Here is a 25,420-nt window from a genome sequence, read left to right as displayed (position 1 = left end):
GCAGGGCGTGGGGGGCGCCTACCGTCGTCCCTTCACCTCGAGCGGCACCGCCGCCTCGTATTTCGAATTATGCAGCACCAGTGACGTCCGCACGTTGCGCACGTGGGGCGCGGCGGTCAGGTGCGTCACGAAATCCTGGAACGTCGCCATGTCTGGCGCGACGCATTTCAGGATGAAATCGACCTCGCCCGACAGCATCCAGCATTCCCGCACCAGCGGCTCGGCGCGGACGAACTCCTCGAAGGCGCGCAAGTCAGCCTCGGCCTGGCTGGACAGGTGCACGGCGGCGAACACCGTGACGTCGAAACCCAGCTTTCGCGCATCCAGCAGCCCGCGATAGCCGTGGATGTAGCCCTCCTCCTCCAGCGCCCGGACCCGGCGCAGGCAGGGCGGCGGCGAGATGCCGACGCGCTTGGCCAGCTCGACATTGGTGATTCGACCGTCGGCCTGAATCTCGGTGAGAATTTTCAGGTCGATCTCGTCTAGGCTCCGCGACACGTGATTGGAACTCCTGGCCTTTGCGGCGGTATTGGGTGGGTCTGTCGCAATCCTCATAGCCTAGTCCGCGCGGTTAGCGCAATTTTATTGCGCGTGCAGCGCAATCGACTTTTGTTCCCTGTTGGAAAAATCCGCCGACAGGGAATGCAATTCTTGCATAGCTCACCAGAAGGCTTAGATTAGCTCTGATATTTCAGCGCCTCCGCGAGGCCTCCCGGCACGTTCCGCGCCCGCGCTGCAAATCCCCCGTGAAAGGCGTCCATCGAAATGTCCGCTCCTGTTCATGCAAAGGTCGTCATTATTGGCTCCGGCCCCGCCGGTTACACCGCCGCGATCTACGCCGCGCGCGCGATGCTCGAGCCGATCCTGATCCAGGGCATCCAGCCGGGCGGCCAGCTCACGATCACCACCGACGTCGAGAACTATCCGGGCTTCGCCGACGTGATCCAGGGCCCGTGGCTGATGGAGCAGATGGAGAAGCAGGCGGTCCACGTCGGCACCACGATCGTCACCGATCTGGTCATCAAGCTCGACACGACGCAGCGGCCGTTCCGCCTCACCTGCGACAGCGGCGACGTCTATCTCGCCGACGCCGTCATCCTCGCCACCGGCGCGCAGGCGCGCTGGCTCGGGCTGCCGTCCGAAGCGAAGTTCCAAGGCGGCGGCGTCTCGGCCTGCGCCACCTGCGACGGCTTCTTCTACCGCAACAAGGAGGTCGTGGTGGTCGGCGGCGGCAATACCGCGGTCGAGGAGGCCCTGTACCTCACCAACCATGCCTCGCAGGTCACCATCGTGCATCGTCGCGATCACTTCCGCGCCGAGCGCATCCTGCAGGAACGCCTGTTCAAGCACCCGAAGATCAAGGTGATCTGGGACTCCGCCGTCGACGAGATCTGCGGCACCGAGAACCCGAACAAGGTCACCCATGTCCGCCTGAAGAACGTCAAGACCGGCGCGCTCACGCACGTGAAGACCGACGGCATCTTCATCGCCATCGGCCATGCCCCGGCGACCGAGCTGGTCAAGGGTCAGGTGAAGCTCAAACCGTCGGGCTATGTCGAGGTTGCCCCGAACTCGACCGCGACCTCGGTGCCCGGCCTGTTCGCCGCCGGCGACGTCGCCGACGAGACCTATCGCCAGGCCGTAACGGCCGCCGGCCTCGGCTGCATGGCAGCACTCGAAGCCGAACGTTTTCTGGCCCTGCGCGCCAGCGAGCGCGCCGCAGCGGAATGAAGATCATGCCCCGAACACGCGACGGATTTACGGATATGGACTGGGACAAGCTGAAGGTGTTTCACGCGGCGGCGGAAGCGGGCAGCTTCACGCATGCGGGCGAGCAGCTCGGCCTGTCGCAATCGGCGGTCTCCCGCCAGGTCTCGGCGCTGGAGCAGGAGCTCTCGGTCTCGCTGTTCCACCGCCACGCCCGCGGCCTGATCCTCACCGAGCAGGGCGACCTGTTGTTCCGCACCGCGCATGACGTGTTCATGCAGCTCCAGGCGGCGCGCGCGAAACTGACCGACAGCCGCGAGCGGCCGAGCGGCGATCTCAAGATCACCACCACGCCCGGCGTCGGCATCAACTGGCTGATCCCGCGGCTCGGCGAGTTCACTGCGCTCTATCCGGAGATCCGGATCTCGCTGATCGTCACCGACGAGGAGCTCGACCTGTCGATGCGCGAGGCTGACGTTGCCATCCGCACCCGCAAGCCGACGCAGCCGGATCTGATCCAGCGCAAGCTGTTCGCGATGGGATTCCACGCCTATTGCTCGCCGGAATACATCAAGCGCTTCGGCACGCCGCGCACGCTCGAGGAACTCGACTCCCACCGCATCATCACGCTCTCCGACGGCAACTTCGCGCCGCATCTGCAGAACCGCAACTGGCTGGTCGAAGCCGCGCGCAACGGCTCGGGTCCGCGCGAGGCGTACTTCAAGGTCAACAACATCCTTGGCCTCGTGCGCGCCTGTCAGCAGGGCCTCGGCATCGCCGCGCTGCCCGACTATCTGGTCGAAGAGCAGAGCAAGCTTGTGCAACTGTTCGGCGAATCGGATTCGATCCAGCTCGACACCTATTTCGTCTATCCCGAGGAGTTGAAGACAGTCGCGCGCGTGCAGGTGTTCCGCGACTTCGTGGTGAGCAAGGCGCAGCGCTGGCCGTCCTGATTTCCGCATGTCTGACATGCGGCCTCGGCTGTTGCTGCATGGCGCTCGTCAAGCCCATACTGTTTGCACGCTGAGCCTTCGCGTTGCGCATTTGTCCCCCTCCTCCAGTGGCGCGGGAGTTCAGTAATCCCTCTTGGAAGGTGATTGTGTCGGCCTCACGTGGCCAATACCTAAGCCGGGCCCTTCGGGTCCGGCTTTTTTTCTGCCGAAAACGGCTTTCGCCCTCCGCGTGTATTGACAGTTTTGGGTGCCCCCCGCATCATTTGCCAATGATCACGAAGTCGTGCGCACGCGTTTCGAAAAAAGGCCCCCATCCGGGGACCTCGGAGTTTTGCGCGCGCTTGTAACGGCTTCGTCATCGCGAGCTAAATCCCGAAAACCCCGCCGCCTGGACGGGGTTTTTTCATGTCCTCCGTCTCAGGTTTTTCCCGAGAAGGAGATGGAACATGACCGGACTACGCGAACATTTGCACGGGCTGTGGCTGCCGCTGGTGACGCCGTTCCGTGACGGCAAGCTGGACGAGACCTCGCTGCGACGGCTGACCCGGCATTACAGCGGACAGGCCGTCGACGGCTTCATCCTGGGGGCGACCTCCGGCGAAGGCATGACGCTGCGCGAGGCTGAGCTCGAGCGTCTCGTTGCCGTCGTGCGCGACGAGATGGCATCCGGCCGCCGCACCTTGCCGATCTGCCTCGGGCTGTCGGGCGCCGACACCGCGCGGCTGAAGGATCGCCTCGATGAAACCGCGGACTGGCCGATCGAGGGTTATCTGATCGCGAGCCCGTATTACGTGCGGCCGTCGCAGCGCGGGCTGCTGGCGCATTTCGAGGCGCTCGCCGACCACGCGGCGTGGCCGATCGCGCTCTACAACATTCCCTATCGCTGCGCGGTCAACATCACCAACCAGACCATGCTGCGGCTCGCCGAGCATCCCAACATCGTCGGCCTCAAGGATTGCGGCGCCAGCCGCGAGCAGTCGATCGCGCTGCTGCGCGACCGCCCCAAGAATTTCCGCATGCTCACCGGCGAGGATGCGAACTATCTCGAGGCGCTCACCGACGGCGCCGATGGCGGCATCGTGCTGTCCGCTCATGTCGAGACCGCGACGTTCGCCGCGGTGTACGCCGAGGCGAAGCGCGGTAACCATGACGCTGCGCAGGCGCGCTGGAATGAGGTCGCCGAGCTGACGAAGCTGCTGTTCACCGAGCCGAGCCCCGCGCCGGCGAAGTATTGGCTGTGGCGCAGCGGTTTGATCGACAGCCCGGAGGTGCGCCTGCCGATGGTGGAAGTGAGCAGCGAACTCGCGGCCACGATCGATCGCGAGATCGAACGGCGGATCAAGGTCGCGGCGTAGCGCTCTTACCCTCCCCTGGAGGGGGAGGGTAAGAGAGGCGCCGTGGTTAACTGCGCGCCAACACCCTTCGCAGCTGCCGCATGGTGCATCCACGGCTCGTTTACGAGACCGCGCCTATCGTTCCTCCCAAAGTCTGCCAAAAGGGGGAATGACCATGGGGTATCGCACCCGGCCTACGGCCGCGCAGCAATTCGCGCCCGCCGATCTCATGCGGGGAATTCTCGTCGTCTCGTCGTTCGGGTTCTGGGCGGTGGTGCTCGGCCTGATGCCGGTACTGCTGTTTCGGATCTGGCTGGCCTGAGGCGGTGACGCGCGCGGATGGTTAAGCGGCGGTCACAAATGCGCTCAAAATGTGAGCGGGCCTCTAAGCCGGAATTTTAAAACATCCCGCGTAGCGTGACGCCCATAAGCGAAGAAATCGCGGGGGCGTTTGTGAATAGTCATAATGAAATGGCGTCGCATTTCGGCGCCGGACGGCAGACGCTGTCCACTGAAGAGAGCTTCACCACCGGGGACATCCTCTGGGCCGTCGGCATCTGGTCGGTGATCCTGACGCTGTCGCCGGTCATCGTGTTCTACATGCTGATGGTGGCGTAGGCCTGATCTGGTCATTCCGGAGCGCCCGAAGGGCGAGTTACGGTGCGCAATTGCGCACCTGAGAATCTCGAGATTCTCAGGTGCGCAAGTGCGCACCGGAGTTCTCGCTTCGCGAGCCCCGGAATGACAAGTGGACCCTAAAACGCAAAACGCGCGGACCTGCCCGCGCGTTTTCCGTCCGGGGAATGATTTATGAAAATTATGCCGCCTGCTTGTGCATTGCGCCGGACGCCGACGCCGAGCCGCGAATGGCCTTGACCGAACGCTCGATCGCCGCCCACAGCCTTGCGATTTCCTGAGCCGCACGGCTCTCGGCCTGATACTCGCGCGCGCCTTCGCCGTGGCTGAGCGCCATCAACAAATCCGAACGATTGGTGATCTGACCGCCCCACACCGGAGCACGGAATTTCGCCAGCGCCTCGCGGGCGATGGTGACGATCGGGCTCTCGGCTTCGTCGCGCTTGGCCGGAGCACCGTTGAGCACGACCGCGTAGGGCTTGCGCGCCGCACGGCACATCTGGATGGTTTCCTGCACCGCGTTGACGTCGAACACGCCGGGACGGGCGGGGATGACCACCATGGTGGCATTCTTGATGGCGTCGTCGACGACGGCCGAGAGGTTCGGCGGCGTGTCGATCAACACCCATTCATAACCGTCGCGCTTGGCAGCGGAGACGATGCCGCTGACGGAGTTCACGGCGGCCTTGATCGGCGGCTCGTTGGTGCCGCGCAGCTTGTGCCACAGCGTCAGCGAGCCCTGCGGATCCGCGTCCACGAGCATCACCTGCTTGCTCGCCTTGATCTGCGCGGCGAGATGTGCGGCCAGGGTACTCTTGCCCGAGCCGCCTTTACGCGATGCAAAAACAATAACGTTCATACCCTTGGCCTCCAGATTGACCCCAGGCCGCGAAAATGAATCAGCGCGCTGATTCGTGAAAGAAAAATTTACCGGGAGTTGCGTCGCCGCCACGAAATAACAGGTCGTGTTGGCTTTTGAGTCACACTGCTGCACGCGACGCGACACAAACCGCAATGAATCGCGCTTGAAGCGAGCATATGTGCGTTTCCTGGGCAGCGCGGCGGCAAAACCGAATGCAACCTTGCCGCGCAAACCGTTTAGCGGCCCTTTTCCATCGCATGTGCCGGTAATCGCCGCATGTCTGCGCGCGACAACCGCGAACAAAACGAGTCCGGCGCTGTCGCAGGGCTGACGCCGCAATCATCTGGTTCGAGGATCGAAGAAACCGCTTCACGCCTCCCGCGATCGGAGGACATCGCGGGACATGCAAATGCCCGGGTGAAGACGCGCCCGGGCATCAGCAGGTTTCAAACAAGGAACGCGCGTGGCGCGCTCAGCTCTCGTCGGTTTTCTTCTTCCTGCTCGCCTTCGCCGCCGGCTTGCTGCTCTTCTTCGCCGAGCTCTTTGACGCCGCCTTGGTCGCAGCCTTGGGCGCGATGTTGGTCGGCCGGCCGGCGCGGGCCTCGCCGGGCTCGGGGCCCTGGCGGAAGAACGCCTTGCACTGCGGCGACAGCTGCGCCTTCTTCTGGATCATGCAGGCGGTGATGGCATCGACGTTCGGAACGAACTCGCCGCACAGCCGCATCGCATCCGGCGTGCAGGCCTGCTGCTGCTCCGGCGTGTAGGCAAAGCCGGCGCCTGGCTGGACCAGCACGGCCAGGGCGACCCCGGCGATGGCAGCAAGAATGGATTTCCCAGAGTGAAGCGCCGGCATCGATCCCCCCAATGTCTGACCGGGGCGGAGTGTGGGTGAACCGCGGTTCGTTGGCAACGTGGGGGAGTGCGAAAGGCGGAAGTTGTGCGGTCTCGGCAACAGGGTGGCGTGGCTGGGCGAACCGACGGCGCTGCGGGCTTGCTCCGCCTCTCCCGCTTGCGGGAGAGGCCGACGCACCCCGGGCGATGCGAAGCATCGTCCCGAGCGCGGCGGGTGAGGGCTCTCCCCACTCAGGGACGTCCTCCGCAATCCCTGACAATCCCGACGCGGAAACACCCCCACCCCAACCCTCCCCCGCAAGCGGGAGAGGGAGCGCACCTGCCCCGTGGCGTCACCTGCACAGCTAACCCCCTGGCAGAACTGGCAAGATCGGTTTCCGGCCCCCTCAAAACAAAAACTGCGAAAACAACCCCATGCACAGTAGCCGGGCCTTGACGCTCCTACGGATTTTACGAATCCGTTTTGACTCGTCGGGCAAAACAGGGGCATAATGCCAGCATCGAAATTTGCGTGGGGTGGTCGGCCGATCCCCGTGAGGTCAAAGGGGCGCATGGCCACCATCCTGATCGTCGCACCGGTGTTCGCCCTGATCGCGGCGGGCTATGCCGCGGTGCTGTTTCGCTTCGTCTCGGAGACCGCGCACAAGGGCATCTCCGAATTCGCCTTCAGCATCGCGATCCCTGCCCTCTTGTTCCGCACCATCGTCGTGTCGGAATTCCCCGACGTCAGCCCCTGGCGGATGTGGGGCGCCTATTACGGCGCGCTCGCGCTGACCTGGATCGCGGCGCTGATGCTCTCGGCGCTTCTGCGCGCGCGGCGCGAGGACCGCGAAGACGGCGTCGTGTTCGCGATCGGCTCGGTCTACGGCAACATCGTGATGCTCGGCATTCCGCTCGTGCTCTCCGCGCTCGGCAACGAGGGCGCAGGCCCCATGGCGCTGATCCTGTCGGTGAACACGCCGCTGCTCTGGCTCTGCGGCATCCTGCAGATGGAGTTCGTCAGCCAAAAGCGGACCGGCTCGCCGCTGTCGATCATCTGGCCGGTGCTCGCCGATCTCTCGCGCAATCCGCTGATGCTGGGCATAGGCTTTGGCGTGCTCTGGCGCTTCACCGGCCTCGGCCTCAACCCCGTCGTCGACCGGACGATCGAGCTGCTGGCGCAGGCGGGTTCGCCAGCCGCGCTGATCGCGCTCGGCATCAACCTGTTCCGCTTCGAGGTGAAGGGCGAGAAGCTGAGCATTTTGGTGCTGTGCGCGCTCAAGCTGGTGGCGATGCCGGCCGCAGCGTTCGTGCTGGCAAGACTGCTCGGCCTTCCCCCGGTCGCCGCCGGCGTCATCGTGCTGTTCGCGGCGATGCCGACCGGCGCCAACGCCTACATCTTCGCGGTCCAATATCAGCGGCTGGTGAACCCGGTGTCGGGCGCGGTCGCGCTGGGGACGCTGCTGGCGGCGGTGACGTTGCCGGTCGTGGTGATGATGGTGGCGGGGGTGAGGTAGGGCGCCTGACGATTGCCGAAACCGCTATTCCACACCCTGGCCCGCGCGCCAGGCCATCTCCCAAAAGTCTGCCTCGAGCCGGGTGGCTTCCTTGAAGATCGCAGTCAGCTCTACCTCGCGGGCCGGCGTGGCGTAGAGATCGGCGAGATGCTCCAGGTGCGCCCGCGCCTTGGCAGCGACCTCCTGGTACGGCACGCCGGCGTATTCGGCGATCCAGACGCGATAGGCGTTGGTCGCAGCGTCCGCATGGGGGCGCGAGGCGAGCCGCGTTGCGATCTCAGCGTACCCGATCACGCAAGGCGCAAGCGCCACCTTGAGGGCCAGCAGATCGCCGCGCATGCCCGCGTCGAGCACGTAGCGCGTATAGGCCAGCATCTCGGCCGCCGGAGGGGCCCGTTCGAGGTCGGCCGGAGATAAACCCCAATCGGCACAAAGCTTCACATGCAGGTTCATCTCGACATCGAGGATCGCCGAAAGGCCGGCCGCGGCTTCACGCATGTCGGCAAGCCTGGGCGACTTGTAGACCGCGAGCGCGTAGGCGCGGGCAAACTCGATGAGGAACAGGTAGTCTTGAACGAGGTAGTGACGAAACGCGGCTTCGGGGAGCGAGCCGTCCGCCAATCCGTTCGTGAAGGGATGTTCGGTGTAGGCCCGCCACTCAACGGATGCTTCAGTCTTGAGGCGCTCGAAGAAACTCACGATCTTTTTCGCCTGGCTTGCTTGTCCATGAACGTCTTTGGCTCGCTACCGATATCGCATTGCGATCCGAGGAGCTACGGTGACAGCGGACAAAATTGGCTTTGAGCGTTGCGGATAGAGCCCTCCCCGCGTCGAAAGTTTGGTGCACTGTCACCGTAATTCCGGCGCCCTTGTTCGACGGCTGTTCGAATTTCTTCTACACCAATCAAGTGAGATCTGTGTGCCCTACCGATTCCGTCCGCCTCAAGTCCGAGAAGAACTTTATTAGCTCGGGCAACTCTGCATCGCCGTGGGTCAGGTAGAAGCGCCGAGCGATCTCTTGCCGACTCAATTCCACCTGGACCAAATAGGAGCCATTCAAATTGAGCTCTGCGTGGCCTGAAATTCGCGCCGTACTGTAGACACGCCTCCTGCCGCGCGGCAGTTGCTGCACCTCGCGATGAATTTCTAGGTACGTTTTGCCCCTTTCAAAGCGATCTATCTCTTCTGATACGTCCTCGGTAGTAACGCTAGCACTGAGAACAGGCTTCGGTCCGTGATCGCGAGACCAGCCGCGCGTGGTAAGCACTCGTCAAGGAGACCCTAAATAAGAAATTGATATGAGTTCGATTCCATGTTCTTGTTGTGTTCTTCTGCTCGCCATGGGCTAGGATCGGATGGCGGCGAGATGGCGGATGTGATGCGATCTGGAAGAATGTCGGCTCGCGCTTGCTCGACCAGACCTGCACCAATCGCACCGGCCGCCACGAGGAAGATGGGTGTTGGCCGAATTGGTCGATTGGCTAGGCGAGTTTTACACTGCCGGGGTTCGTGCCGTGAGGGCAGAATAACTGCGGAGTGTCCGCTTCCGTTATTGATACATTTTCGACCGCAACCGCACCTTGTCTGAACGCCGCCTGCACTGATTGACCTCCAGCAAGAGCAGCGTAGAAGCGCGGCGCGAAAGCAACAGCTCCGATGTCGGATATCGAAGTCTTCATTGAAATAACAATGATGCCCAGCTTGAGCAGCGGCTTGCGAGCTCCCGAGCTGTGACAAGAATTCAAAACAACGACACGCGGCGGGTGGTCCGTCGCTGCTAGAGCTTTCGCAAGCAATCCAAACGAGACCGACTCGTCGGCGCGCTTCCCCACCTTTCCGCTGTCCATAGCCAGCCCGTAGGCGCTGCCGTGTCCGGAAAAATGAACGATCTGCGGAGCAATATCATTCAAGCCGTCAAGCAGTGTTCCGACATTCGCTGCGGGCCTATATTCGACCCCGAGATTGTCGCGGTATTGGGAGCCTCGAATGGCCTCTTGGACCCGACGCACCTCAGCATCAACGCGAAGCGCATGAGCCTTATCGGGGTCAGCGGTAAGGTACAGAATCGCTAGGTGGGCCCTCTTCTTTAATTCCTGGCGAGTGACGGTTCGCACCGACCGAACTATAACCGTTGCTGCAGGCCGTCGCTTGGTCGGCAGTTTGTCTCGAGCCTTTGTGTTGTCAGCAAACTTGATGAGTTCCTTTCGGATCGCGCGGATGTTCGGATCCTTGCGGTAGAGATTCCTGCTCCCATCCTTCACCGAACCATCATTGTCTTCACGAACGATGAGGTGGTGTGTTGCCAAGTGATCGATTTGGTTTTGAGCTTGCTGAGCATCTTGGGCGCGGATACCCGCGGCCTTCATAATCTGCTTCTTCGATCTCGGCAGGCTTCCCGGACCGTAAATCACATTAAAGAGCTTGCGCCGCAGCTTATTCCTACCAAGATGCTTCGATAGCCGCTCGACTGTTTCCTCGTGATCGCCAGCGAGATTGATGATGGACTGCCGGGTGACCATCTAAGTCATCCCTTCCGCGGTGAGATTTTTGGTACCATTCGGCTGATCGTCGGCTGGCTGACACCAAGCACCTGCGCAAGCTGAGCTTGCGAATACCCTTTGTCGAAAAGCTCCATGATGCGGAGCTTTCGAAGCATCTCGAGTTCCTTGATTATCCTGTCGGCCTGCTCTTCGGTCACACTAAGCCTCCGCCGCAGGTTTCGGCGTTGGAATGCCTTTAGGCATCATCCGGCTCATGGTTGCTTCACTTACGCCCAAGGCAGACGCGATATGCTTTTGCTTATATCCGGCCGCCAGCACCTGGAGCATCAGCAGCTTGCGCACCCACTGGGTCTCTTGAACCAAAGTTTTAAGAACGTCGTCATCCATGGGATTATTCCTCGCTAATCTGTGCTACGGCCTCGCTTACGGCCAGCGGCCTTGCGTGCCGTGGAAAGGGTTACGTTCACGTGGTTCGATGTCGTGCCGAGGATCTCGGCAATCAAGCTAGGTCTCAGCCCGGCCTGCGACAGGAACACAATCTTTTCCTTCGACGACTCCATGCTGGCCGTCAGAGCGGCTGCTTGCAGCCGGATCAAGATGTCGAGCTTCTCGGAAACGTCGTCAGACATGCTTCTGTCTTGCTTCCTTTAGATTTTGCTTGCTGATCGGGAATACGTGGAGCGGCAAATCGTCATCGCCGACACGCACGACGACGCCCGCTTCGATCCAACGGGATAGCGCGCGGCTAAAATTCCCCTTGTCTAATTTTGCACGCTTCACGATCTCCGCTTGAGAAGTTCGCCCATCGCAGAGATTGTAGGCCGTCATCTGCTTCTCGCTGCCCTTAAAAGGACAGACGACACGAATCACCTGATCGGCAGAGAAAACACTTCTTGCAGACATCGAAAATATAGTACCACTGCGGGCTCTCTGCTCGGTTGAAGTGATCGCCAATGTTGCCGACTCGAATCTGGAGATTGACTGACGCCAGCGATTCGCGAAGACCTCGTTGAATTCCGCGCCACGCCCTCGTCGGGCACGGGCTCTCTCTTGTGACAGTGCACTAAATTGATGCCGCCTGATGTCGCGGGGTTCGTGCACCGTCACCGCAATTCTGCTTCAACTAAGGAAGCGAGGGAAAGCCATGCTTTCCAAACAAACTCAGCATAATGACGAACTCAGCCCCAATAAAAAGGGTAAGGCCAATCCCTGCCCACCTCAATCCAGCGGCCATGCACTCCTGAGCGCCTTTGAGATTGAAAGTGTTCTCTGAGATGCTTTGCGCGTACAGCGCAACCTGTTCGGCACGCGCTGTGTCGAATTCCTTGGCGGTAGAGATGTCCTCGATCCAAAGGAAAGGGTTCGTCCCAGCATAGAAGAACCTGTCCGGCGTGGTCGCCTTCGCCACGCGCGAGAGCGCACCGATAAGACAGACAAGCAGTGGGACTAACGCAACGTAATGTATTCCAAGGCCGATATCTTTGCCGGCAAGAGTGCCCAGCAATCCGACAATAGAGGCCGTGATAGCGCCGATGATAGCTGCTAACGTCACGGCGCGCTGGCTAATCGCCAAAGCAGCCTTCAACTGCTCTTGAAGGAAGGTCTCGGCTTGCTTTTCGAGCTTGTCGAGATAATCCTTTCGCTTCGTAGCATCCAGCCCTTCGATCGCTACAATTAACTCTTGCTTCTTTTGTTTCAGAACGTCGACTTGTTGTATGGGGGAAATAGACATGGCACCAAAGGATCGAGAAGAGGGATTCCGGAAGCCACAGGAGAACACGCGCATCATCAAAGAGGAGCGCGAACGACCCGGTCACGGGTTGGAAGAACGCAAAGAGCAAAAAGAACACGAAAGAGGACGCCGCGGACGAGATGATAGCAGCAACGACAAGTAGTTCTAGTTCGATCTTGCTCTCATATCCGGCGTGAACGGCCTCTTAGCCCCACGTCGTAGCCAAATTGGCGCTTAATCGCTGGTACAGTTGGGTGGGTACTGCCAACCGTCAGCCTAAGCATTGAAAGACCTAGCGAATTTGCGCTCGCTCTACACCCTTTTGTAGCAGGATTTTGTATTTTGCAACACAGCGTCGGCAAGCTTCAGTCTCGCTGCAACGACCAATGAGCCCGCGCATTCTGAAGCGGCTATCGCTTTTAGTTCTTTTCGGGCAGCACGCGAAGGTTCGCGTTGGCGCTGAAGACTGCGCGTCTGTCCATGAAATCTGCGGCGATGAACTCGTCGTAGGAGACGGCCTCGTAGTGGCGGCTGAAGGGAGGGAAGCCGACGAACTCAATATCCACCGCCGCTTTGAACCGATTGGCCCTAACGAACTTTAGCATGTCGAGCCAGGTAGCCACGGACTGCTCACAAAGCACAACGGTAAGGCCAAACATCTGCGGGTCCGCGTCGTAGTAGGAGACCATCGCTGAGTTTGTGTCGAGGTTGCTCTCGACGATGCGTTCAAATCCTCTCCCGGCGGGATCGTAAGCAGCGGCTGGCCTTCCTGTCGGCATGATTGAAACGAAACCGCCTGAGATGCTCTGAAGTGCATCTGCCAACCGCTGCTCGGCTGGGGCGCGGCATTGATGACGGGCGTCTCCGTAGGCAGACCAGCCTCCCGTGGAGTCAGCTTCGAGGTTTAACGCGGCGCCGTCGATCAAAAAGGTCCAATTATACATGGGTCAGCTCGTTCTCGGTGTTTGCCCGTTAGGAGGCGTCGGCTTTTCTCCACCTTCAACTCTGGGCGTTGCACGCGGTCGAAAGGACACTCCTCAGCGGCTTTCCTTAACTACTGCGGCTGTTCGTGTACGGCTTCCACCACGGGACCTTCAGCTCTCGCGACTTGGCGGTCTTGCCACGCAGCATAGGTCTCGTTCGTCGCGGTGTTTATCCAATCGGTGCGCCCGTTGCGGCTCGTCCCCATCACCGCTTGAGCGGCAGCGCTCGGCGATGTAAAGGCCACGTCCTCGGTGAAGCGGAGGTTACCTGTGCCCTCGGCGGGATGGAGTTTCCCTGTGCGGCGCAGCTGCTCTCTGTAGGTCCGAACGTTGGAAGCGAGGGAGGGCGCCTCCTCGGATCGCGCGTCGGATCCAGCCAAGATTATCATTTGTCCGTCCACTTCAACCGCTCTCGCCTGAAGGCCCCCAGCGCTCATGCGGAACTCCGGATGTGTGGCAGCGTCTACGGAGTACTTCTGAACCTGCGCTCCATCGATCCCCGCCTCCGACGAAGGAATGATCGTTGGCTTTACCGCTTTAGAGGAACGGACCTGAGGGGTTGGCCGGACAAAATCGGCTCCCAACACTGGGAGCAATATCTGGAGGCGGGCGATGAAATCATCCATGTCTGCTAAGTCGCTTTCGGGAAGCAGATCAAAATCCGGGTCGCTCTTGTTCGCGAGCGAAGCACGCCCCTCGCGATCAATAATCTTGATTAATCTGCTCTCCAAATAACGAACATGGGCTTTCGTCAGATTGAGGTCCTTGCTCGTTATTACGCAAACGTGCTCCCAGAACTGCTTGTCCGAGTCTTTGTTGTGGCTTGAGATGCGCACACCAACGTTATCGCCTTCTCCAACATAGACCATCGTTTGGTCAGCATCCTGAGGGTCAGGGCCTATCAGCAAATATGCGCCGGTCTTTCTAACCTCAGGTCGCGCAAGGAGAGCCGCTACGCTAGCACGCGGGGCGAACAGCACGTGTCCGGTCCAGCTCATAATTTCCGCGGTCCGCATTCCATCAGGAACACCGTCCACCAGAAACAGTTTGATAGTTCTTCCAGCTAAATTGCTCATCGCAATTCCCATTCTATTGCAAGCGTATTTTGGCTCAAGGCTGAAGCAGCTCCGGGGGCGCGGGTAATCAAAGCACCACGGCGCGGCCTCTGCGCGAACGACCCAAACGGATCAGACCTTTGTTCTGAGTGGACTAGGAAATTGCTTTACTGGAGCAGCTGCACGCCCGCACCGAAGTACATGCTTAGCAAGAAGTCTCTCTACCGCCGACGGCTCGGTCTACCGGTCACACTTGGCCCCCACGTAGCGGCGCAGCGTCGTCAATCGTTCCTACCCCTCTGCATGCTTGGCAAACACCATTGTCCGAGACGTTTTTGTTTTGGCTGCTGCATACGGGACAATCGATCCACTCCTTCCTGCCTTCGTGAAAAATTTCCATCCGTCCATCGCATGCCACGCACAGGCACTTTCCTTTGCAAACTGGACACAAAATAATTGTCATGCTTCCTACCTGACCGGACCTTAGCGGCTCCGTGCTCCGCCGGTGACGAGAGCCTACGAAAGGAGGCCCATCTCTGTCAGAAACCGTGATGGCTTCTTTGACCAATTCCGATACTGGTCGGAGTAGCTGAGCACGAGATGATCTTCAGTTCGCGTGATCGCGACAAAGCAGGCACGCCGCTCCTCTTCCAGCTCAGCCGTCGCACCGGGCTTCAAGCTCTGCCACGATGGCAACTCTCCCTCGGCGAGGCCAAGCAGATAAACTGTCTTGAACTCTTTCCCTTTGGCTCCATGAATGGTCATAAGCCGAACGCAGGAAGGCCCCGGATTTGGCTCTTTTGAACTTATGTCTAACCGATGCAAGAATTCATCGAGAGAGGCGGTCTTGCCGATAGCTTGATTGATTTCCTTCGACAGCTCCTTCCAAGCATCTCTATCCTCCAAAACGTCGCTAGGAAGTTGGTCTCCCTCGTACACAGCCGGCCAAAGGGCCGCGCATCGCTGGACGAACGTTCGCCAATTTTTCGGATCATTGACCAGTTCATCCGCGGCCTCAATGAGGGGTGCAAGTTTGGGAGGGCAAAGCGCTTGAGTTTCGACCCAAGTCTTCAGCAGAGATTTCCCGCTCTCGACCTGAGCATCGTCCAGCACCTCCACCGCCACCTCTCGGCCACCCAGCTCACCGAAGCTGCTGGCGAGGACCTCCAGGTTGGACGTATCCTGCGGTCTGACGAGCTGTCGCAACACTGCTTGCATCCAGACGTAGGCAGCGGAGACAAAATCATCTCTTCTTGAAACGACTTTCGCCTCGACGTTTAAAGTCACCAACGCCTTCAGAACTCCGTCCAGTAGATACTTGCTTCGCGCCAGCACCACTATGTTCGAGCGCTCGCTCAACGGGGACGCGCTGATTGCCTCGGCAATACCTAAGCGCTCCTCATCGTCCGTGGGGAAGTGGTTCAGCTTTATAGTTGGGTCAACATTGGTTTTGACCTTACCAGGAACCAAGTCCGCCTTGCTCGGAGTACGTTCGCTGTTGTGGCGGATCAAGTTGTTCGCAGCTTCTACAACTTGCGGAGAACAGCGATAATTTGTGGGAAGCTGGATTTGCACTGGCAAGAAGTCGCTACGAAAGCGCTCTAGTTGCTGGTAGCTCGCGCCATTCCAGCGATAGATAATCTGGTCATCATCTGCGACGACGAAAAGATTGCGAAACTGATCCCCCGCAAGCTCTCGAAGCAAGCCATACTGAGCACGGTTGGTGTCCTGAAACTCGTCTACGAGCCAATACCGAAAAGTCTTTCGATAACGAGCAGCGACAGCAGGCACCTCGTGGAACAGCCTCCAAGCCTCCATCAAGAGGCCGGGAAAATCGAGAGCCTGAGCCTCAGTGAGCGCATTCTCGTAACCCTCATAAGCGCGAGCCACAAACGCACCATTATCCGGGTCTTTGAAGTAGCGCGCAGCATCTCTCGAAGGCACAAGTCGCCCTCGCAACCTATCAATAGCTGCAAGAATGCGTTTATTTTCATAGAGACCGTCTTGCCCAAGCTTGCGAAGTGCTGCTGCCAGCACCGTCTCTCGATCTGCCTCCAAATTGAAGATCCGAAAACTTGAATTCACACCGATGTGCGCACCGTGACTTTGGAGCACGCTGATGCAGAACGCGTGAAACGTACCTATAAACGCCCGATCATCCTCCGCTCCCAGAAGGGCTTTAACTCGATCACCCATTTCGGCGGCGGCCGCGTTGGTAAAAGTCAGAGCTAGAACTCTAAAACGTTCTTTTGGAGACCCTTTGAGGAGGGACGCTATCCGTGTTGTAAGAACGGCGGTCTTTCCCGACCCGGGTCCTGCGAGAACCAACGCCGCACCGTCACCCCACGCAACCGCCTCGCGTTGGGCAGCATTCAGATGCAGACCTGCATCCCGACTATAGGAAATATCTTCGGTCAAGCGTGTTCTCGCAGCTTCAACATCATCAACATTATGGAACGGGGGATGACGACAGCCATCTGGGGCGCATCTCTCATTCTTGCCACCAACGCCTTAGCCACTTCAATCTTGTTACCTTCGAGCGAAATGCACAAGTCGGCCCGTGACGCGCCCTGAGCCGCCTGAACCGCACACTCCGTGGCTAAGATGTCCCGCAAGAGGGCCTCGTTTTTCGCCTCCAGGATCGTGACCTCGAGGTTACTATGCTCAAGTGAGACTACCATCTCGTTGAGCTGGTGGGCCGAAAATCCCAGCTGAGCTACCTCAGCTTTCGATCTTTGTCCCTGTAGATCATTATCAACTAAGGCCAGCCAAGGAATTCCAAACGCTCTTGCGAGAGCCACAAAAGGCCCCAAGCTACCGTTGTTTCGGTAATCGATAACGGTCACGCCGTGCCGGTCTAAAGGATAGTCCATTTCGCGTGCTAGGCCTTGCAGTAAGATGTGCTCACTCTGGCCTTCGACCAATAGCCACTTTCTCGCAAAGAAGATTTCACCGCGTATACGACGCGCCCATTCGTCAAGGTCGGACAGAGTTGCATCACTGACAAACTTTTCGCTGCGTTTGGCACAGTCAACAATCGCACTGCAAATTTGGACCCGATCATTGTGGGCACCAAAAGCGGTCATCAAATCCCGCTTGGCCTGTTCTTCCATCTTTCCGACTACTTCGAGCTGCCCGCTCACAGCATCGTAGGTCAGCGCCGGATATTTCTGAAGGACAGGATTGAGCGTTGCCAAATTTGGTATTTTGACTGAGTAGTTTTCGTCAAGCGTACTCACTTCTGTGCCATTTGCGGTACATCGAACCAATCGTATGCTCCTGAAAGGAGCGTGTTGCACAAAATATGGCGAGTGGGTCGTTATGATCTTCTGACCGGGCAGCTCATTGATGTGACCCCACATTGTCCGAGCAGCCTGCGGATGCAGGTGCGCCTCCGGCTCCTCAATGGCTAACACCGGCGCAGAGCCTACACCGTAGATATCGTTCAACAGTTGGCGGACAAACGTTTCAAATAGGAACACCACCGAAAGGCTTTGCACGCCTTGACCATGACGCCGCAAAGGAAGCCACGGGCTGCTCGTCTGGTTTCGGAGTATGATTTCAGAGCGGGACACCAAATCCCACGCCTTTAGCGGAACTGCTCGCAACTGAAGATCACCGGCCGTGTCTTGAGCCGCTACTGCAGTTAGTACTTTTAGCTCTTCTGTTATTTGGGCGAGGCGCGGGTCACTCCCCATCAGCCTCTGATTGACTAAGTCCAAGACTTTCATCACCCGTGCTTCAAGAGCAGGTGGGATTGTAATGGCCTTTAGAAGTCGTCCCCAGAACTGGGATTGCGCGGAAAACTCGTCAGCCGGGTCTCTCAGAGCGCCCATGTAGAAAATAGGGATGTACTGAAAAAAGGGATGCGTGTTGGTAACGCGGCGTCCTCCACGTAGGGGAGCCCCAGCCGCATCCAAGAATTCCCAAAGCGGCTCATAGCCTTGAGATTGCGCATCCCAGCCGCATGTCACCCTCAGACGAATGTAGGCGCGACCATGTGGATCATTCTGTATCTGATCCAACAAGTCATCCTGAAGTTCTTGTGGCCACTCCCCCGCTACCCGCTCGGACATTCTTAGTTCTATGACAGCCGGACCGCAGAGTTTTGGGTCGGCCCGATCATCGGGAAGGTGGATGTCGTACTCGGTAAATCCCGTTCCGCGCTGGCCCCACCGTCTACCGAGCGCGATCCGAACTGCATCTAGGATGGCTGTCTTGCCTGAGTTGTTTGGCCCGACAAGCAGCGTCGTGCTTCGCAGTGGCAGCTCTAGAGATTTGATCGACCTGAAATTCCGAATGCTTATGTGGGTTATTTCCAACGTGGCCCCCGAACACTTCTCCCCTACTTCAACCATAGTTCGTCAAGGGAGAGCCAGACAACAAAAGGTTGGAGTACCGCGTGTGGCGAAACGGATGACAATCGCCCTTGTATAAAATCTAAATGGACGTATAGGTTCTTTACAGACCAGCTCTGGAGGACCTCCGACGTGCCCGCAGCTCCCCTTGTCACCTACATCCGGGTCAGCACCTCCGGCCAAGGCCGCTCAGGTTTAGGCATTGAAGCCCAACGGCACACCCTTGCCCACTTCGCAGCCGCTGAGGGATACGAGGTGGTCTGCGAGTTCGTTGAGGTGGAGACGGGCAAGGGCTCGGATGCCCTCGACCGCAGGCCTCAGCTCAAGGCGGCTCTGGCAGCCGCACGGAAGCTCAAGTGCCACGTGGGGGTCGCGAAGCTCGACCGCTTGAGCCGCGATGTTCACTTCATTTCCGGCCTCATGGCTCACAAGGTGCCCTTCGTGGTTGCTGAGCTTGGGCCTGACGTAGACCCGTTCGTGCTGCACCTGTTCGCCGCGCTGGCCGAAAAGGAACGCGCGCTGATCTCCACCCGCACCCGGCAAGCCCTATCGGCCGCTAAAGCTCGCGGGGTCACCCTGGGTAACCCAAAGCTCCACATGGCTCGCAGAGGCGCGGTGGAAGCCGTAAAGGCTGAGGCTGAGCGCTACGCCGCGAATGTGCTGCCGATTATCCGTGAGGCCCAGAGGGCTGGTGCGAGCACGTTGCGGCAGATTGCTGAGGCCCTGAATGCCCGAGGCATCCCTACGGCGCGCGGTGGGCAGTGGTATGCCCAGAGCGTTGCGAATATCCTAGAGCGGAGATAGGAGGCGTCCGCAGCCACATGAATTGGGAAGAGTTGTACCAACATCCTCTCGCCAGCGCGCTGCGTGCGGTCTTTTTCCAAACCGAATACACGGAGTACCCGCATGCAACCCATGGCGGGACCTTGTTCATCGTTAAGTATGGACGGCGGCCCTATGGGGTGACCTGTAAGCATGTCTTGGGTGACTTCGACCCCAATATGCTCCACGTGAGCGCGCGGACAGAGTTGAGACCAGGGCAGCTCTCGGCACGGATCAAGAATTTGGGTTTCGCCAACAACCTGGGCGGCGCTGCGGTGGGCTCCGACTTAGGTGACCTGTGCATCATAGAATTTGCTGATGATCTGGCCCCCGACTTTTTCGGAGGCACTGCATATCCCATCGAAAACAAAACTGTCGGTAGTAGCGCGGCTGAGCACGACCTTTTCGCTATTGGGATTTCCAAGGACAGGTCTCGGCTGTTGCCTGATGGCAATTTCGCCCTCTGTATGTTGCCTTTGCGCGATAGAGGCCCAACCAGCGATACGCTCCTGAGACGGGCGAGCGCCAGATATGGCGAAGCAGACTTCGAGACGATTACTGGGATGAGCGGGGCACCGGTCTTCAACCTCACGAAACAGGTCCTATGCGGAATGGTGATGCGCGGAGGCTTCCGAGATGGCCTCTGCGAGGTGCGTTACCTGGATGTCTGGCACATCATCCAGCTGATCCACGCAATTCACGTTCGCGCACTCGGAGCATTTTATTATTCTTAGGCAATGCATCAGCCTCGGCGGGCATAGGGCGCACGCAGGCCTTCGGCGCTGAGTGCCCCCCGCAAACAGGAAAGCGCGCTTCGGAACGGGTCCCATATTCGCCCATGGGACCCTTTTTGGCCGCGAGCTCTGACCGGTTTCGAGTTCCTCGGCTTTAAGCTGCTCGGCGCTGCTCGGCTCACGGCTGCACTGCGCGTGTTTTGGCGGCGGGCACATATGAAAACACCACCTTCTCAGCACAATTCGCCAGTGGATCAGACCGTTAGTTGGCGAACCCACCCCCGCAAACACGAAAGCGCATGCCCCCTCACTCACCGTAGAGGCGCCTTAGTCACCCGAGGAGCGCGCAGGTCCCCGATGGACACCACAGGCAGCTCCTCGCTCTTTTTTTGCCCCCCCGTCAATCACCACCACCACAGAACAAGCTTCCACGAAATCAGTCAGTTGCCGCCTGCCCACCCTCCCTTCTACACGAAAGCGGCTTCTCGAAAGGACCAGCCCCAGATGGACACCAATGGACACGAAGACTCCTCACTGCCGGTGACGGCCCCAGAGCCTCAATCCTCGGAGCCTCATGAGCCTCAAGAGTGGAAGCCACTGCTCGCTAACGCCGTGCGCGTGTTCGAAGACGCAGTTGCAAGGCACCAGCGTGTCGCCCTGCTATACTCTGGCGGCTTGGAAAGCTCTCTGTTGTTGCATCTAGCGGAGCCGCATCGCGACAACGTCACAATCTACAATGTAAGAACGGGCGCCGAGTTTCCTCACATGATTGCCTTCATGGACCGCAAGCTTTCCGGGTGGGACCACAAGGTAGTTACATCTGATCTCACGGACTTCTTTCTCAGCGAAGGCATACCTTCCAAGGTGGTGCCGATAGAGCACATCTCGTTTATTGGGCTCGCGGCAAAGCGACCTCACATCGCGCCTTGGACAAGATGCTGCGGACGCCATAGGGGAGATGTAGGTTGGGAAGCGATCAGAGCGGACGGCATCGGCTGCGCGATAGGCGGGCGCTGCGCGAGCGATGGCAACAACCTGGCTCCCCTGGAGCAGCCGGGGATCGAGTGTGTGGAGCCTCTTTGGCACCTATCGCGTGAGAACGTGATGGATGCGGTCCACGCGCTCGGTGTGGAAGTCGCAGATCATTACTGGAATGAAATCTCCTCCTCGCTGGATTGCTCTATTTGCCCAGCACGGCTCACACCGCATCGTCGTGCATGGATGGCGCAACGCTATCCTGACCACCTCGCCGTTGCTGAGGCTTTGCACTCTGCGGTGCGGCAAGCGGTCATCGCTGCGCTCGATGGCGGCTAACCAGAAACGTGCGCGTCCCGAACTGGCGCACCTGAGTTGGTAGAACGGCGCAGAGTTGTTGAAACTACCTGCCCCTTGGCTGGCCATCGGCCTCCCTCTCCCAGACATGTGCTTCATTCCTGGCCCTTAGGAAGCCGAAAGGAAGCAGATGTCCGACGACGATAGCCAAGGGCTCTCACCACAAGCACGCTGGGCGGCCAGAACATTGCTCAATGTCCTACTGCCGATGCGTCGCACGCGTAAGCGGTTGACCTTCTCGCTTGTGAATACGTTTCTTAATGTCGCTGCACAGGAAGGTCTCACCGTGTCGGAGCTGGCGGCACGCTGCGGCGTAAGCGGCGAGGTGATGTCCAAGCACCTCCGCGACCTCGGGGCCGTCAACAGGCGACACGGGACCGGCTTAGGACTTGTCGCCGTGGTTCAGCAAATCCATGGAGACCGTAGGGAGCGCCATGTAGTCATCACGCCCCAAGGGCTCGACCTTGTTCGCCAGATGATGGCCGTGCTGAAGGGAGAAACGCCTCCAGGCACGCGGATACGGAAATCTCTGCCGACAGAAGCAGGGACCTATATCCCCGCAGAAACCGAAGGTGTCCCCAGCGATACCTAAGGCAGACGCCGCCACCCCTCAGGACACTAATGGCCTCTTAGGTTCGCTGCGGGAGTCACTGTCTCCTTTCGGGCGGTGGCGACAGAAAGAAGCCCATGGTGTCTGAAATGAGTCCCTGGGCTTCCCTGTCAACCTACGGGCACCTTACCGACCGCCCGGTGTACAGATCAGCCGGTGAAGCCGCGCAAGGGAGGGCGCTTCCACCCGCGATATGATTTTAACCTAGCCCGGGGCTCCACAGCACCCCTCCAAGCCCACGAAGCTCCTCATGAGAGGAGAACACCAAGAGCGAACACCCAGAAAGGGTCCCCCTGAGAGTTCTAATGGTCTTGTTCTATTAGAGCTTTCGGGGGGTGTTTGCCGACAACTCCGCGCCTTAGGTGCCCTCAGAGCACTACGGTGCCTCCTATAGAGCCTTCAGGGGCTCCTTTCCGGCTGGTCATGTCAGACAACCACCTTCACCCCACCACCATTCACAAGCCGTCCGGTGCTCCTCCCAAGGAGTCCTTCCGGTGACTTGTCGTGTCCCATAGAGAACACCACAAACTATCATGCAAGAAACAACATCACCGAACTCTAGCTACGCCCTCGTGTCCCCGCAGTCTTTCTGTCAGCGGATGACCGAGCATTGGACCAAACACCGCTCTGAAGGAGGCCTTGGGCAACACTGCTCGACTGACCTGCAGATCCTTTGGAGGATCATGGGGGAGAACTTTGAGGTCTCCATAGTTGAAGCCGCAAATGGTATTCAATCTCCGTGGCGCATCCTGCAGCCGCCTACAGGTACCGGGAAGACCCAAGGCACGTGCGTATATGCAGCGATGCAAGCTGATCTCAATCGAGAGACCGAAGGCACACGCAGGCCGGTAGGCATCCTCATCGTTACCCGACTGAAGGAAGACGCTAACAACATCGCCGCTACCGTGAACACTCTGGCAGGCCGACCAGTGGCCGTTGTCCATCACTCGGATAGCTACGCGACGCCCGAGGAGCTGCACGAGAGCGACGTGGTGATTATCACCCACCAAGCGTTCCTGAATGCCAAGAGGAAGCTCAAGGGCCAAGACTGGCGCCCCTGGGACCGTCTGGTGTCTTGGCGGGGTGGTCAACGGCTTCTCACCATCATCGACGAAGCTCTCGCCAACGTGGTCGACGAAAGCAGCGCGACCACCGAGAACCTAGCCTTTGTCATTAGCCTCATCCCGCCTGCGGTGCGCGCGGCGTTGCCTGAGCAAGTGACCCTTCTGGAGCAGGTGCACCATGTGCTCCTCTCCTATGTGGACCTTGATAACCTTGACGGGGCCATGTCGCTCATCTGGGAAAATAATAGCGCCCCAGCGTGCGTGGACTTCGCCCCTCTCCTCTCAGCAATGCAGACTCTACCCTATGATCGCATTGTGTACGACCGCAGCAGCACCAGGGACAGAGCCCGCTTGGCCGAACGCGTGGAGGAAACCATCACCGCCGTTCAGTCATGCTTGGATCAGTTCGCCTACTACTCCAAGTCTGGGGAGTGGCACTCGATTAACTCAGCGGCTTTGGCGGTGCCCCTGAACACCCCGGGGCCGGTGGTGCTCGATGCGACCGCCCGGGCGAACTTCCTTTGGGACCTCTTCGAGGAGCGACACGTGCGCCCGACTGTGCCGGGACGCGCACGGGATTACAGCAGCGTCAAACTCCACGTTGCGAGGGGCACCGGTCTTGGGAAGAACGCCATGATCGAACGCATCAAGGGGCGCCTTCCCCGCATTCGGCAGGCTGTGGAGGCGGCAGTAAGCCCGGAGCGTTCGGTGTTCATGTGTGTCCATAAGGACGTTGAGGACCTTGTCGTGAAGAAATGGGCCGAGAAGTCCAACTTCAAGCAGTTCTCAGTGGGCCACTGGGGCGCCGTTGATGGCCGTAACACGTGGCAAGACTTCGATACCGCGATCATTCTTGGACTGCCCTATCGGCCGCAGACGTGGGCCACAAACATGTTCTGTGCGCTGCAGGGGGCTCAGGATGACCAATGGCTCAGGTCGCCCCAATGGAAGCAGTACAACAATGTGCGCAAGGAGATGGAGCAGCGGCAAATGTCCGTATCGGTCATCCAAGCTATCAATCGGATTTGCTGCCGCCATGTGATCGATGCCGAAGGGCACTGCCCCGCCGCAGACATCTTCATCGTGCTGCCACAGGATGCGGTGGGTGATGCGATCCTGGATGACATCAAAGTCGATATGCCGGGCATAAACGTAAAGTCGTGGGATTTCTCGCTGGATACCGCCAAGGAGAAGAGGCCCCGCGCCGGCAGTTCCCACGTGCGCTTGATCGACTATATGACAAAGCACGCGGCCGGGACTGTGTCGCTCTCAGAGATTCAGCACGCCTTGCAGCTCAAGAACCTGAAGAAGCTGAGAGAGACGTTGAACGATAAGGAGCACCCCACGACTCAGACGCTCATCGGACTGGGGGTTACGTACATCCCCGGCGTCGGGAGAGGTTCAAAGAGCTTCCTCGCGAAAGCCGCATAGCAAGACAACGGCCGCACCCAAGGTGTCCATTCGGAGCCTCAGGTGCGGCCCAACTCTTTAGGCTGTGCGCTCACAATTACGTCCACTTAGCGCCCGAGAGCGGCGCAGAAGCAGACTTGCCGATATCGACGTGATGGCCAAATCCCGACGTCCATTCCGAACTTAACTCCAGCGCGTGAGCCCAGACATCTGCGTCAGGCCGGGTCGGCCGGAGCAGGCTTAGCCCGGCCAGTCTGTGGCGCCGACGCTGTCTTGGGCAGCAAGCCGGACGTATCTTCGCACTACGATAATTCGGAACGAAGTGTCTCGGCGCGACTTGGCACGGTGAGACCGTCGCTCGCCGTCAACTAGTCGGCGCATGTCGCGGATAGCCAAAGGTCCTACGCAAGACCCGCTGTTCTCAACTACAGCGCTCGCGCAGATAGCCAAAAGCGGCGGTCTCCAGTTTCACAGAATGCCCGGAGGCGGAAAAGCTGCGGTAGGCAGGCGCTGGTTTCTAAATCTCCGCGCCCTTTTGTCGAAGGAGACTTCGCTATGCCATATCGCGACGACATAGACCCCAAACACAGCCGAGCAATTATGAAGGTGATTGGCCAACAACTGCGCGTGTCGCTGAAGCCTACGCCGGAGCAACCGGAGAGCCTTCGAAACCAAATCGAGCGGCTTCGGGAATTGGAGGAGCGCCGCTCACCATCAATCATTCCCGCTGACGAATGTGAGGGAAAAGGCGGCTGAAGCCGGATCGTGTTCGGATTACGTTTGCACACTCCCCTCACCCGTTGGATAGAACAGGTGGCAGCGCGCTGAACCGTCCCCGAACTCAGCGTCCGTTCCGGGTCAATTGCGCCATTCTGACTGTGCGCCGATAACTTCCGGTCTACCCCGACAAGCAGACAATTTCAGAGCTGGGCGGCACTTGGCATTCGGGCCAGCAGCGGAAGTCAACGTGGGGCTGAAA

The 25,420-nt window shown here is 59.3% G+C and carries 27 protein-coding genes; 13 read left to right on the top strand and 14 right to left on the bottom strand.

Annotated elements, in window-relative coordinates:
* Positions 1 to 18 precede the first annotated feature (18 nt).
* The gene (locus tag N2603_RS06860; RefSeq protein WP_026312113.1) at positions 19 to 498 is read right to left on the bottom strand and encodes an Lrp/AsnC family transcriptional regulator; all 480 of its coding nucleotides are present in this window, start codon (positions 496 to 498) and stop codon (positions 19 to 21) included.
* 267 nt (positions 499 to 765) lie between these two features.
* Here N2603_RS06860 and trxB point away from each other — a divergent pair, with 267 nt between their 5' ends.
* The 5 genes from trxB (at position 766) to N2603_RS06835 (ending at position 4,612) form a co-directional block, all read left to right on the top strand.
* Complete coding sequence (gene trxB, locus N2603_RS06855) at positions 766 to 1,731, top strand: thioredoxin-disulfide reductase (protein WP_260388158.1); 966 nt, start codon at positions 766 to 768, stop codon at positions 1,729 to 1,731.
* Between the two features lie 5 nt (positions 1,732 to 1,736).
* Positions 1,737 to 2,660, top strand: coding sequence for a LysR family transcriptional regulator (locus N2603_RS06850; RefSeq protein ID WP_026312114.1), 924 nt, complete (start codon positions 1,737 to 1,739; stop codon positions 2,658 to 2,660).
* Positions 2,661 to 3,106: 446 nt separating this feature from the next.
* On the top strand, positions 3,107 to 4,015 hold the full coding sequence (locus N2603_RS06845; RefSeq protein WP_260388157.1) for a 4-hydroxy-tetrahydrodipicolinate synthase family protein: 909 nt from the start codon (positions 3,107 to 3,109) through the stop codon (positions 4,013 to 4,015).
* 154 nt (positions 4,016 to 4,169) lie between these two features.
* Positions 4,170 to 4,316 (top strand): hypothetical protein, encoded by a 147-nt coding sequence (locus N2603_RS06840; protein ID WP_260388156.1) that lies wholly within the window; start codon positions 4,170 to 4,172, stop codon positions 4,314 to 4,316.
* Positions 4,317 to 4,465: 149 nt separating this feature from the next.
* Positions 4,466 to 4,612: a hypothetical protein gene (locus tag N2603_RS06835; RefSeq protein WP_260388155.1), complete on the top strand. Its 147-nt coding sequence runs from the start codon at positions 4,466 to 4,468 to the stop codon at positions 4,610 to 4,612.
* A gap of 199 nt (positions 4,613 to 4,811) precedes the next feature.
* Here the strand turns inward: N2603_RS06835 and N2603_RS06830 are convergent, their stop codons facing one another.
* Positions 4,812 to 5,489, bottom strand: coding sequence for a ParA family protein (locus tag N2603_RS06830; protein ID WP_018643814.1), 678 nt, complete (start codon positions 5,487 to 5,489; stop codon positions 4,812 to 4,814).
* Positions 5,490 to 5,964: 475 nt separating this feature from the next.
* On the bottom strand, positions 5,965 to 6,345 hold the full coding sequence (locus tag N2603_RS06825) for a hypothetical protein (protein WP_260388154.1): 381 nt from the start codon (positions 6,343 to 6,345) through the stop codon (positions 5,965 to 5,967).
* Positions 6,346 to 6,895: 550 nt separating this feature from the next.
* Here N2603_RS06825 and N2603_RS06820 point away from each other — a divergent pair.
* The gene (locus N2603_RS06820; protein WP_260388153.1) at positions 6,896 to 7,840 is read left to right on the top strand and encodes an AEC family transporter; all 945 of its coding nucleotides are present in this window, start codon (positions 6,896 to 6,898) and stop codon (positions 7,838 to 7,840) included.
* A 24-nt stretch (positions 7,841 to 7,864) separates the two neighbouring features.
* Here N2603_RS06820 and tenA read toward each other — a convergent pair whose 3' ends face one another.
* The 7 genes from tenA to N2603_RS06785 form a co-directional block, all read right to left on the bottom strand.
* On the bottom strand, positions 7,865 to 8,539 hold the full coding sequence (gene tenA, locus N2603_RS06815; protein ID WP_260388152.1) for a thiaminase II: 675 nt from the start codon (positions 8,537 to 8,539) through the stop codon (positions 7,865 to 7,867).
* Positions 8,540 to 9,321: 782 nt separating this feature from the next.
* Positions 9,322 to 10,359: a CHAT domain-containing protein gene (locus N2603_RS06810; RefSeq protein WP_260388151.1), complete on the bottom strand. Its 1,038-nt coding sequence runs from the start codon at positions 10,357 to 10,359 to the stop codon at positions 9,322 to 9,324.
* 5 nt (positions 10,360 to 10,364) lie between these two features.
* Positions 10,365 to 10,538, bottom strand: coding sequence for a helix-turn-helix domain-containing protein (locus N2603_RS06805; RefSeq protein WP_260388150.1), 174 nt, complete (start codon positions 10,536 to 10,538; stop codon positions 10,365 to 10,367).
* 1 nt (position 10,539) lies between these two features.
* On the bottom strand, positions 10,540 to 10,728 hold the full coding sequence (locus N2603_RS06800; RefSeq protein ID WP_260388149.1) for a helix-turn-helix domain-containing protein: 189 nt from the start codon (positions 10,726 to 10,728) through the stop codon (positions 10,540 to 10,542).
* A gap of 14 nt (positions 10,729 to 10,742) precedes the next feature.
* Positions 10,743 to 10,970, bottom strand: coding sequence for a hypothetical protein (locus N2603_RS06795; protein ID WP_260388148.1), 228 nt, complete (start codon positions 10,968 to 10,970; stop codon positions 10,743 to 10,745).
* Complete coding sequence (locus N2603_RS06790) at positions 10,963 to 11,448, bottom strand: MarR family transcriptional regulator (protein ID WP_260388147.1); 486 nt, start codon at positions 11,446 to 11,448, stop codon at positions 10,963 to 10,965. The genes N2603_RS06795 and N2603_RS06790 overlap by 8 nt, the downstream gene beginning before the upstream one ends.
* 16 nt (positions 11,449 to 11,464) lie before the next feature.
* Positions 11,465 to 12,073: a hypothetical protein gene (locus N2603_RS06785; protein WP_260388146.1), complete on the bottom strand. Its 609-nt coding sequence runs from the start codon at positions 12,071 to 12,073 to the stop codon at positions 11,465 to 11,467.
* Here N2603_RS06785 and N2603_RS06780 point away from each other — a divergent pair.
* On the top strand, positions 12,072 to 12,236 hold the full coding sequence (locus N2603_RS06780; protein ID WP_260388145.1) for a hypothetical protein: 165 nt from the start codon (positions 12,072 to 12,074) through the stop codon (positions 12,234 to 12,236). The two genes, N2603_RS06785 and N2603_RS06780, sit on opposite strands and share 2 nt — an antisense overlap.
* A 256-nt stretch (positions 12,237 to 12,492) precedes the next feature.
* On the opposite strand, the gene N2603_RS06775 is transcribed toward N2603_RS06780, so the two are convergent.
* The 4 genes from N2603_RS06775 to N2603_RS06760 all read right to left on the bottom strand — a co-directional run bounded on the left by N2603_RS06775 (position 12,493) and on the right by N2603_RS06760 (position 18,469).
* The gene (locus N2603_RS06775; RefSeq protein WP_260388144.1) at positions 12,493 to 13,017 is read right to left on the bottom strand and encodes a hypothetical protein; all 525 of its coding nucleotides are present in this window, start codon (positions 13,015 to 13,017) and stop codon (positions 12,493 to 12,495) included.
* 110 nt (positions 13,018 to 13,127) lie between these two features.
* Positions 13,128 to 14,132 (bottom strand): GIY-YIG nuclease family protein, encoded by a 1,005-nt coding sequence (locus tag N2603_RS06770; RefSeq protein ID WP_260388143.1) that lies wholly within the window; start codon positions 14,130 to 14,132, stop codon positions 13,128 to 13,130.
* A gap of 495 nt (positions 14,133 to 14,627) precedes the next feature.
* Entirely contained in the window at positions 14,628 to 16,529 is a 1,902-nt protein-coding gene (locus tag N2603_RS06765) for an ATP-dependent helicase (protein ID WP_260388142.1), read from the bottom strand.
* Complete coding sequence (locus tag N2603_RS06760; protein WP_260388141.1) at positions 16,526 to 18,469, bottom strand: ATP-dependent nuclease; 1,944 nt, start codon at positions 18,467 to 18,469, stop codon at positions 16,526 to 16,528. Before N2603_RS06760 ends, N2603_RS06765 begins: the two co-directional genes overlap by 4 nt.
* Before the next feature lie 132 nt (positions 18,470 to 18,601).
* Between N2603_RS06760 and N2603_RS06755 the strand changes: the two genes are divergently transcribed.
* The 6 genes from N2603_RS06755 (at position 18,602) to N2603_RS06730 (ending at position 25,197) form a co-directional block, all read left to right on the top strand.
* On the top strand, positions 18,602 to 19,273 hold the full coding sequence (locus N2603_RS06755) for a recombinase family protein (RefSeq protein WP_260388140.1): 672 nt from the start codon (positions 18,602 to 18,604) through the stop codon (positions 19,271 to 19,273).
* A 17-nt stretch (positions 19,274 to 19,290) separates the two neighbouring features.
* Positions 19,291 to 20,025: a hypothetical protein gene (locus N2603_RS06750; protein ID WP_260388139.1), complete on the top strand. Its 735-nt coding sequence runs from the start codon at positions 19,291 to 19,293 to the stop codon at positions 20,023 to 20,025.
* Between the two features lie 504 nt (positions 20,026 to 20,529).
* Positions 20,530 to 21,339, top strand: coding sequence for a phosphoadenosine phosphosulfate reductase domain-containing protein (locus N2603_RS06745; protein ID WP_260388138.1), 810 nt, complete (start codon positions 20,530 to 20,532; stop codon positions 21,337 to 21,339).
* Between the two features lie 148 nt (positions 21,340 to 21,487).
* Complete coding sequence (locus tag N2603_RS06740) at positions 21,488 to 21,949, top strand: MarR family winged helix-turn-helix transcriptional regulator (RefSeq protein ID WP_260388137.1); 462 nt, start codon at positions 21,488 to 21,490, stop codon at positions 21,947 to 21,949.
* A 701-nt stretch (positions 21,950 to 22,650) separates the two neighbouring features.
* Positions 22,651 to 24,462 carry a DEAD/DEAH box helicase family protein gene (locus N2603_RS06735; protein WP_260388136.1) on the top strand — a complete coding sequence of 604 codons (1,812 nt, stop codon included), beginning with the start codon at positions 22,651 to 22,653 and terminating at the stop codon, positions 24,460 to 24,462.
* Between the two features lie 534 nt (positions 24,463 to 24,996).
* Positions 24,997 to 25,197 (top strand): hypothetical protein, encoded by a 201-nt coding sequence (locus N2603_RS06730; protein ID WP_260388135.1) that lies wholly within the window; start codon positions 24,997 to 24,999, stop codon positions 25,195 to 25,197.
* Positions 25,198 to 25,420: the final 223 nt, after the last annotated feature.

Source organism: Bradyrhizobium huanghuaihaiense (assembly GCF_025200885.1).
Classification (GTDB): Bacteria; Pseudomonadota; Alphaproteobacteria; order Rhizobiales; family Xanthobacteraceae; genus Bradyrhizobium; species Bradyrhizobium huanghuaihaiense.
Note: the sequence above shows the minus strand (reverse complement) of the source record. Positions and strands in the feature narration are given on the sequence as shown.

What these genes read in the sequence shown, in the direction of transcription:
- trxB (WP_260388158.1), top strand. Translation starts at nt 766, where the DNA reads ATGTCCGCTCCTGTTCATGCAAAGGTCGTCATTATTGGCTCCGGCCCC.
- N2603_RS06850 (WP_026312114.1), top strand. Translation starts at nt 1,737, where the DNA reads ATGCCCCGAACACGCGACGGATTTACGGATATGGACTGGGACAAGCTG.
- N2603_RS06845 (WP_260388157.1), top strand. Translation starts at nt 3,107, where the DNA reads ATGACCGGACTACGCGAACATTTGCACGGGCTGTGGCTGCCGCTGGTG.
- N2603_RS06840 (WP_260388156.1), top strand. Translation starts at nt 4,170, where the DNA reads ATGGGGTATCGCACCCGGCCTACGGCCGCGCAGCAATTCGCGCCCGCC.
- N2603_RS06835 (WP_260388155.1), top strand. Translation starts at nt 4,466, where the DNA reads ATGGCGTCGCATTTCGGCGCCGGACGGCAGACGCTGTCCACTGAAGAG.
- N2603_RS06830 (WP_018643814.1), bottom strand. Translation starts at nt 5,489, where the DNA reads ATGAACGTTATTGTTTTTGCATCGCGTAAAGGCGGCTCGGGCAAGAGT.
- N2603_RS06825 (WP_260388154.1), bottom strand. Translation starts at nt 6,345, where the DNA reads ATGCCGGCGCTTCACTCTGGGAAATCCATTCTTGCTGCCATCGCCGGG.
- N2603_RS06820 (WP_260388153.1), top strand. Translation starts at nt 6,896, where the DNA reads ATGGCCACCATCCTGATCGTCGCACCGGTGTTCGCCCTGATCGCGGCG.
- N2603_RS06810 (WP_260388151.1), bottom strand. Translation starts at nt 10,359, where the DNA reads ATGGTCACCCGGCAGTCCATCATCAATCTCGCTGGCGATCACGAGGAA.
- N2603_RS06800 (WP_260388149.1), bottom strand. Translation starts at nt 10,728, where the DNA reads ATGGATGACGACGTTCTTAAAACTTTGGTTCAAGAGACCCAGTGGGTG.
- N2603_RS06795 (WP_260388148.1), bottom strand. Translation starts at nt 10,970, where the DNA reads ATGTCTGACGACGTTTCCGAGAAGCTCGACATCTTGATCCGGCTGCAA.
- N2603_RS06780 (WP_260388145.1), top strand. Translation starts at nt 12,072, where the DNA reads ATGGCACCAAAGGATCGAGAAGAGGGATTCCGGAAGCCACAGGAGAAC.
- N2603_RS06785 (WP_260388146.1), bottom strand. Translation starts at nt 12,073, where the DNA reads ATGTCTATTTCCCCCATACAACAAGTCGACGTTCTGAAACAAAAGAAG.
- N2603_RS06775 (WP_260388144.1), bottom strand. Translation starts at nt 13,017, where the DNA reads ATGTATAATTGGACCTTTTTGATCGACGGCGCCGCGTTAAACCTCGAA.
- N2603_RS06770 (WP_260388143.1), bottom strand. Translation starts at nt 14,132, where the DNA reads ATGAGCAATTTAGCTGGAAGAACTATCAAACTGTTTCTGGTGGACGGT.
- N2603_RS06760 (WP_260388141.1), bottom strand. Translation starts at nt 18,469, where the DNA reads ATGGTTGAAGTAGGGGAGAAGTGTTCGGGGGCCACGTTGGAAATAACC.
- N2603_RS06750 (WP_260388139.1), top strand. Translation starts at nt 19,291, where the DNA reads ATGAATTGGGAAGAGTTGTACCAACATCCTCTCGCCAGCGCGCTGCGT.
- N2603_RS06745 (WP_260388138.1), top strand. Translation starts at nt 20,530, where the DNA reads ATGGACACCAATGGACACGAAGACTCCTCACTGCCGGTGACGGCCCCA.
- N2603_RS06740 (WP_260388137.1), top strand. Translation starts at nt 21,488, where the DNA reads ATGTCCGACGACGATAGCCAAGGGCTCTCACCACAAGCACGCTGGGCG.
- N2603_RS06735 (WP_260388136.1), top strand. Translation starts at nt 22,651, where the DNA reads ATGGGGGAGAACTTTGAGGTCTCCATAGTTGAAGCCGCAAATGGTATT.
- N2603_RS06730 (WP_260388135.1), top strand. Translation starts at nt 24,997, where the DNA reads ATGCCATATCGCGACGACATAGACCCCAAACACAGCCGAGCAATTATG.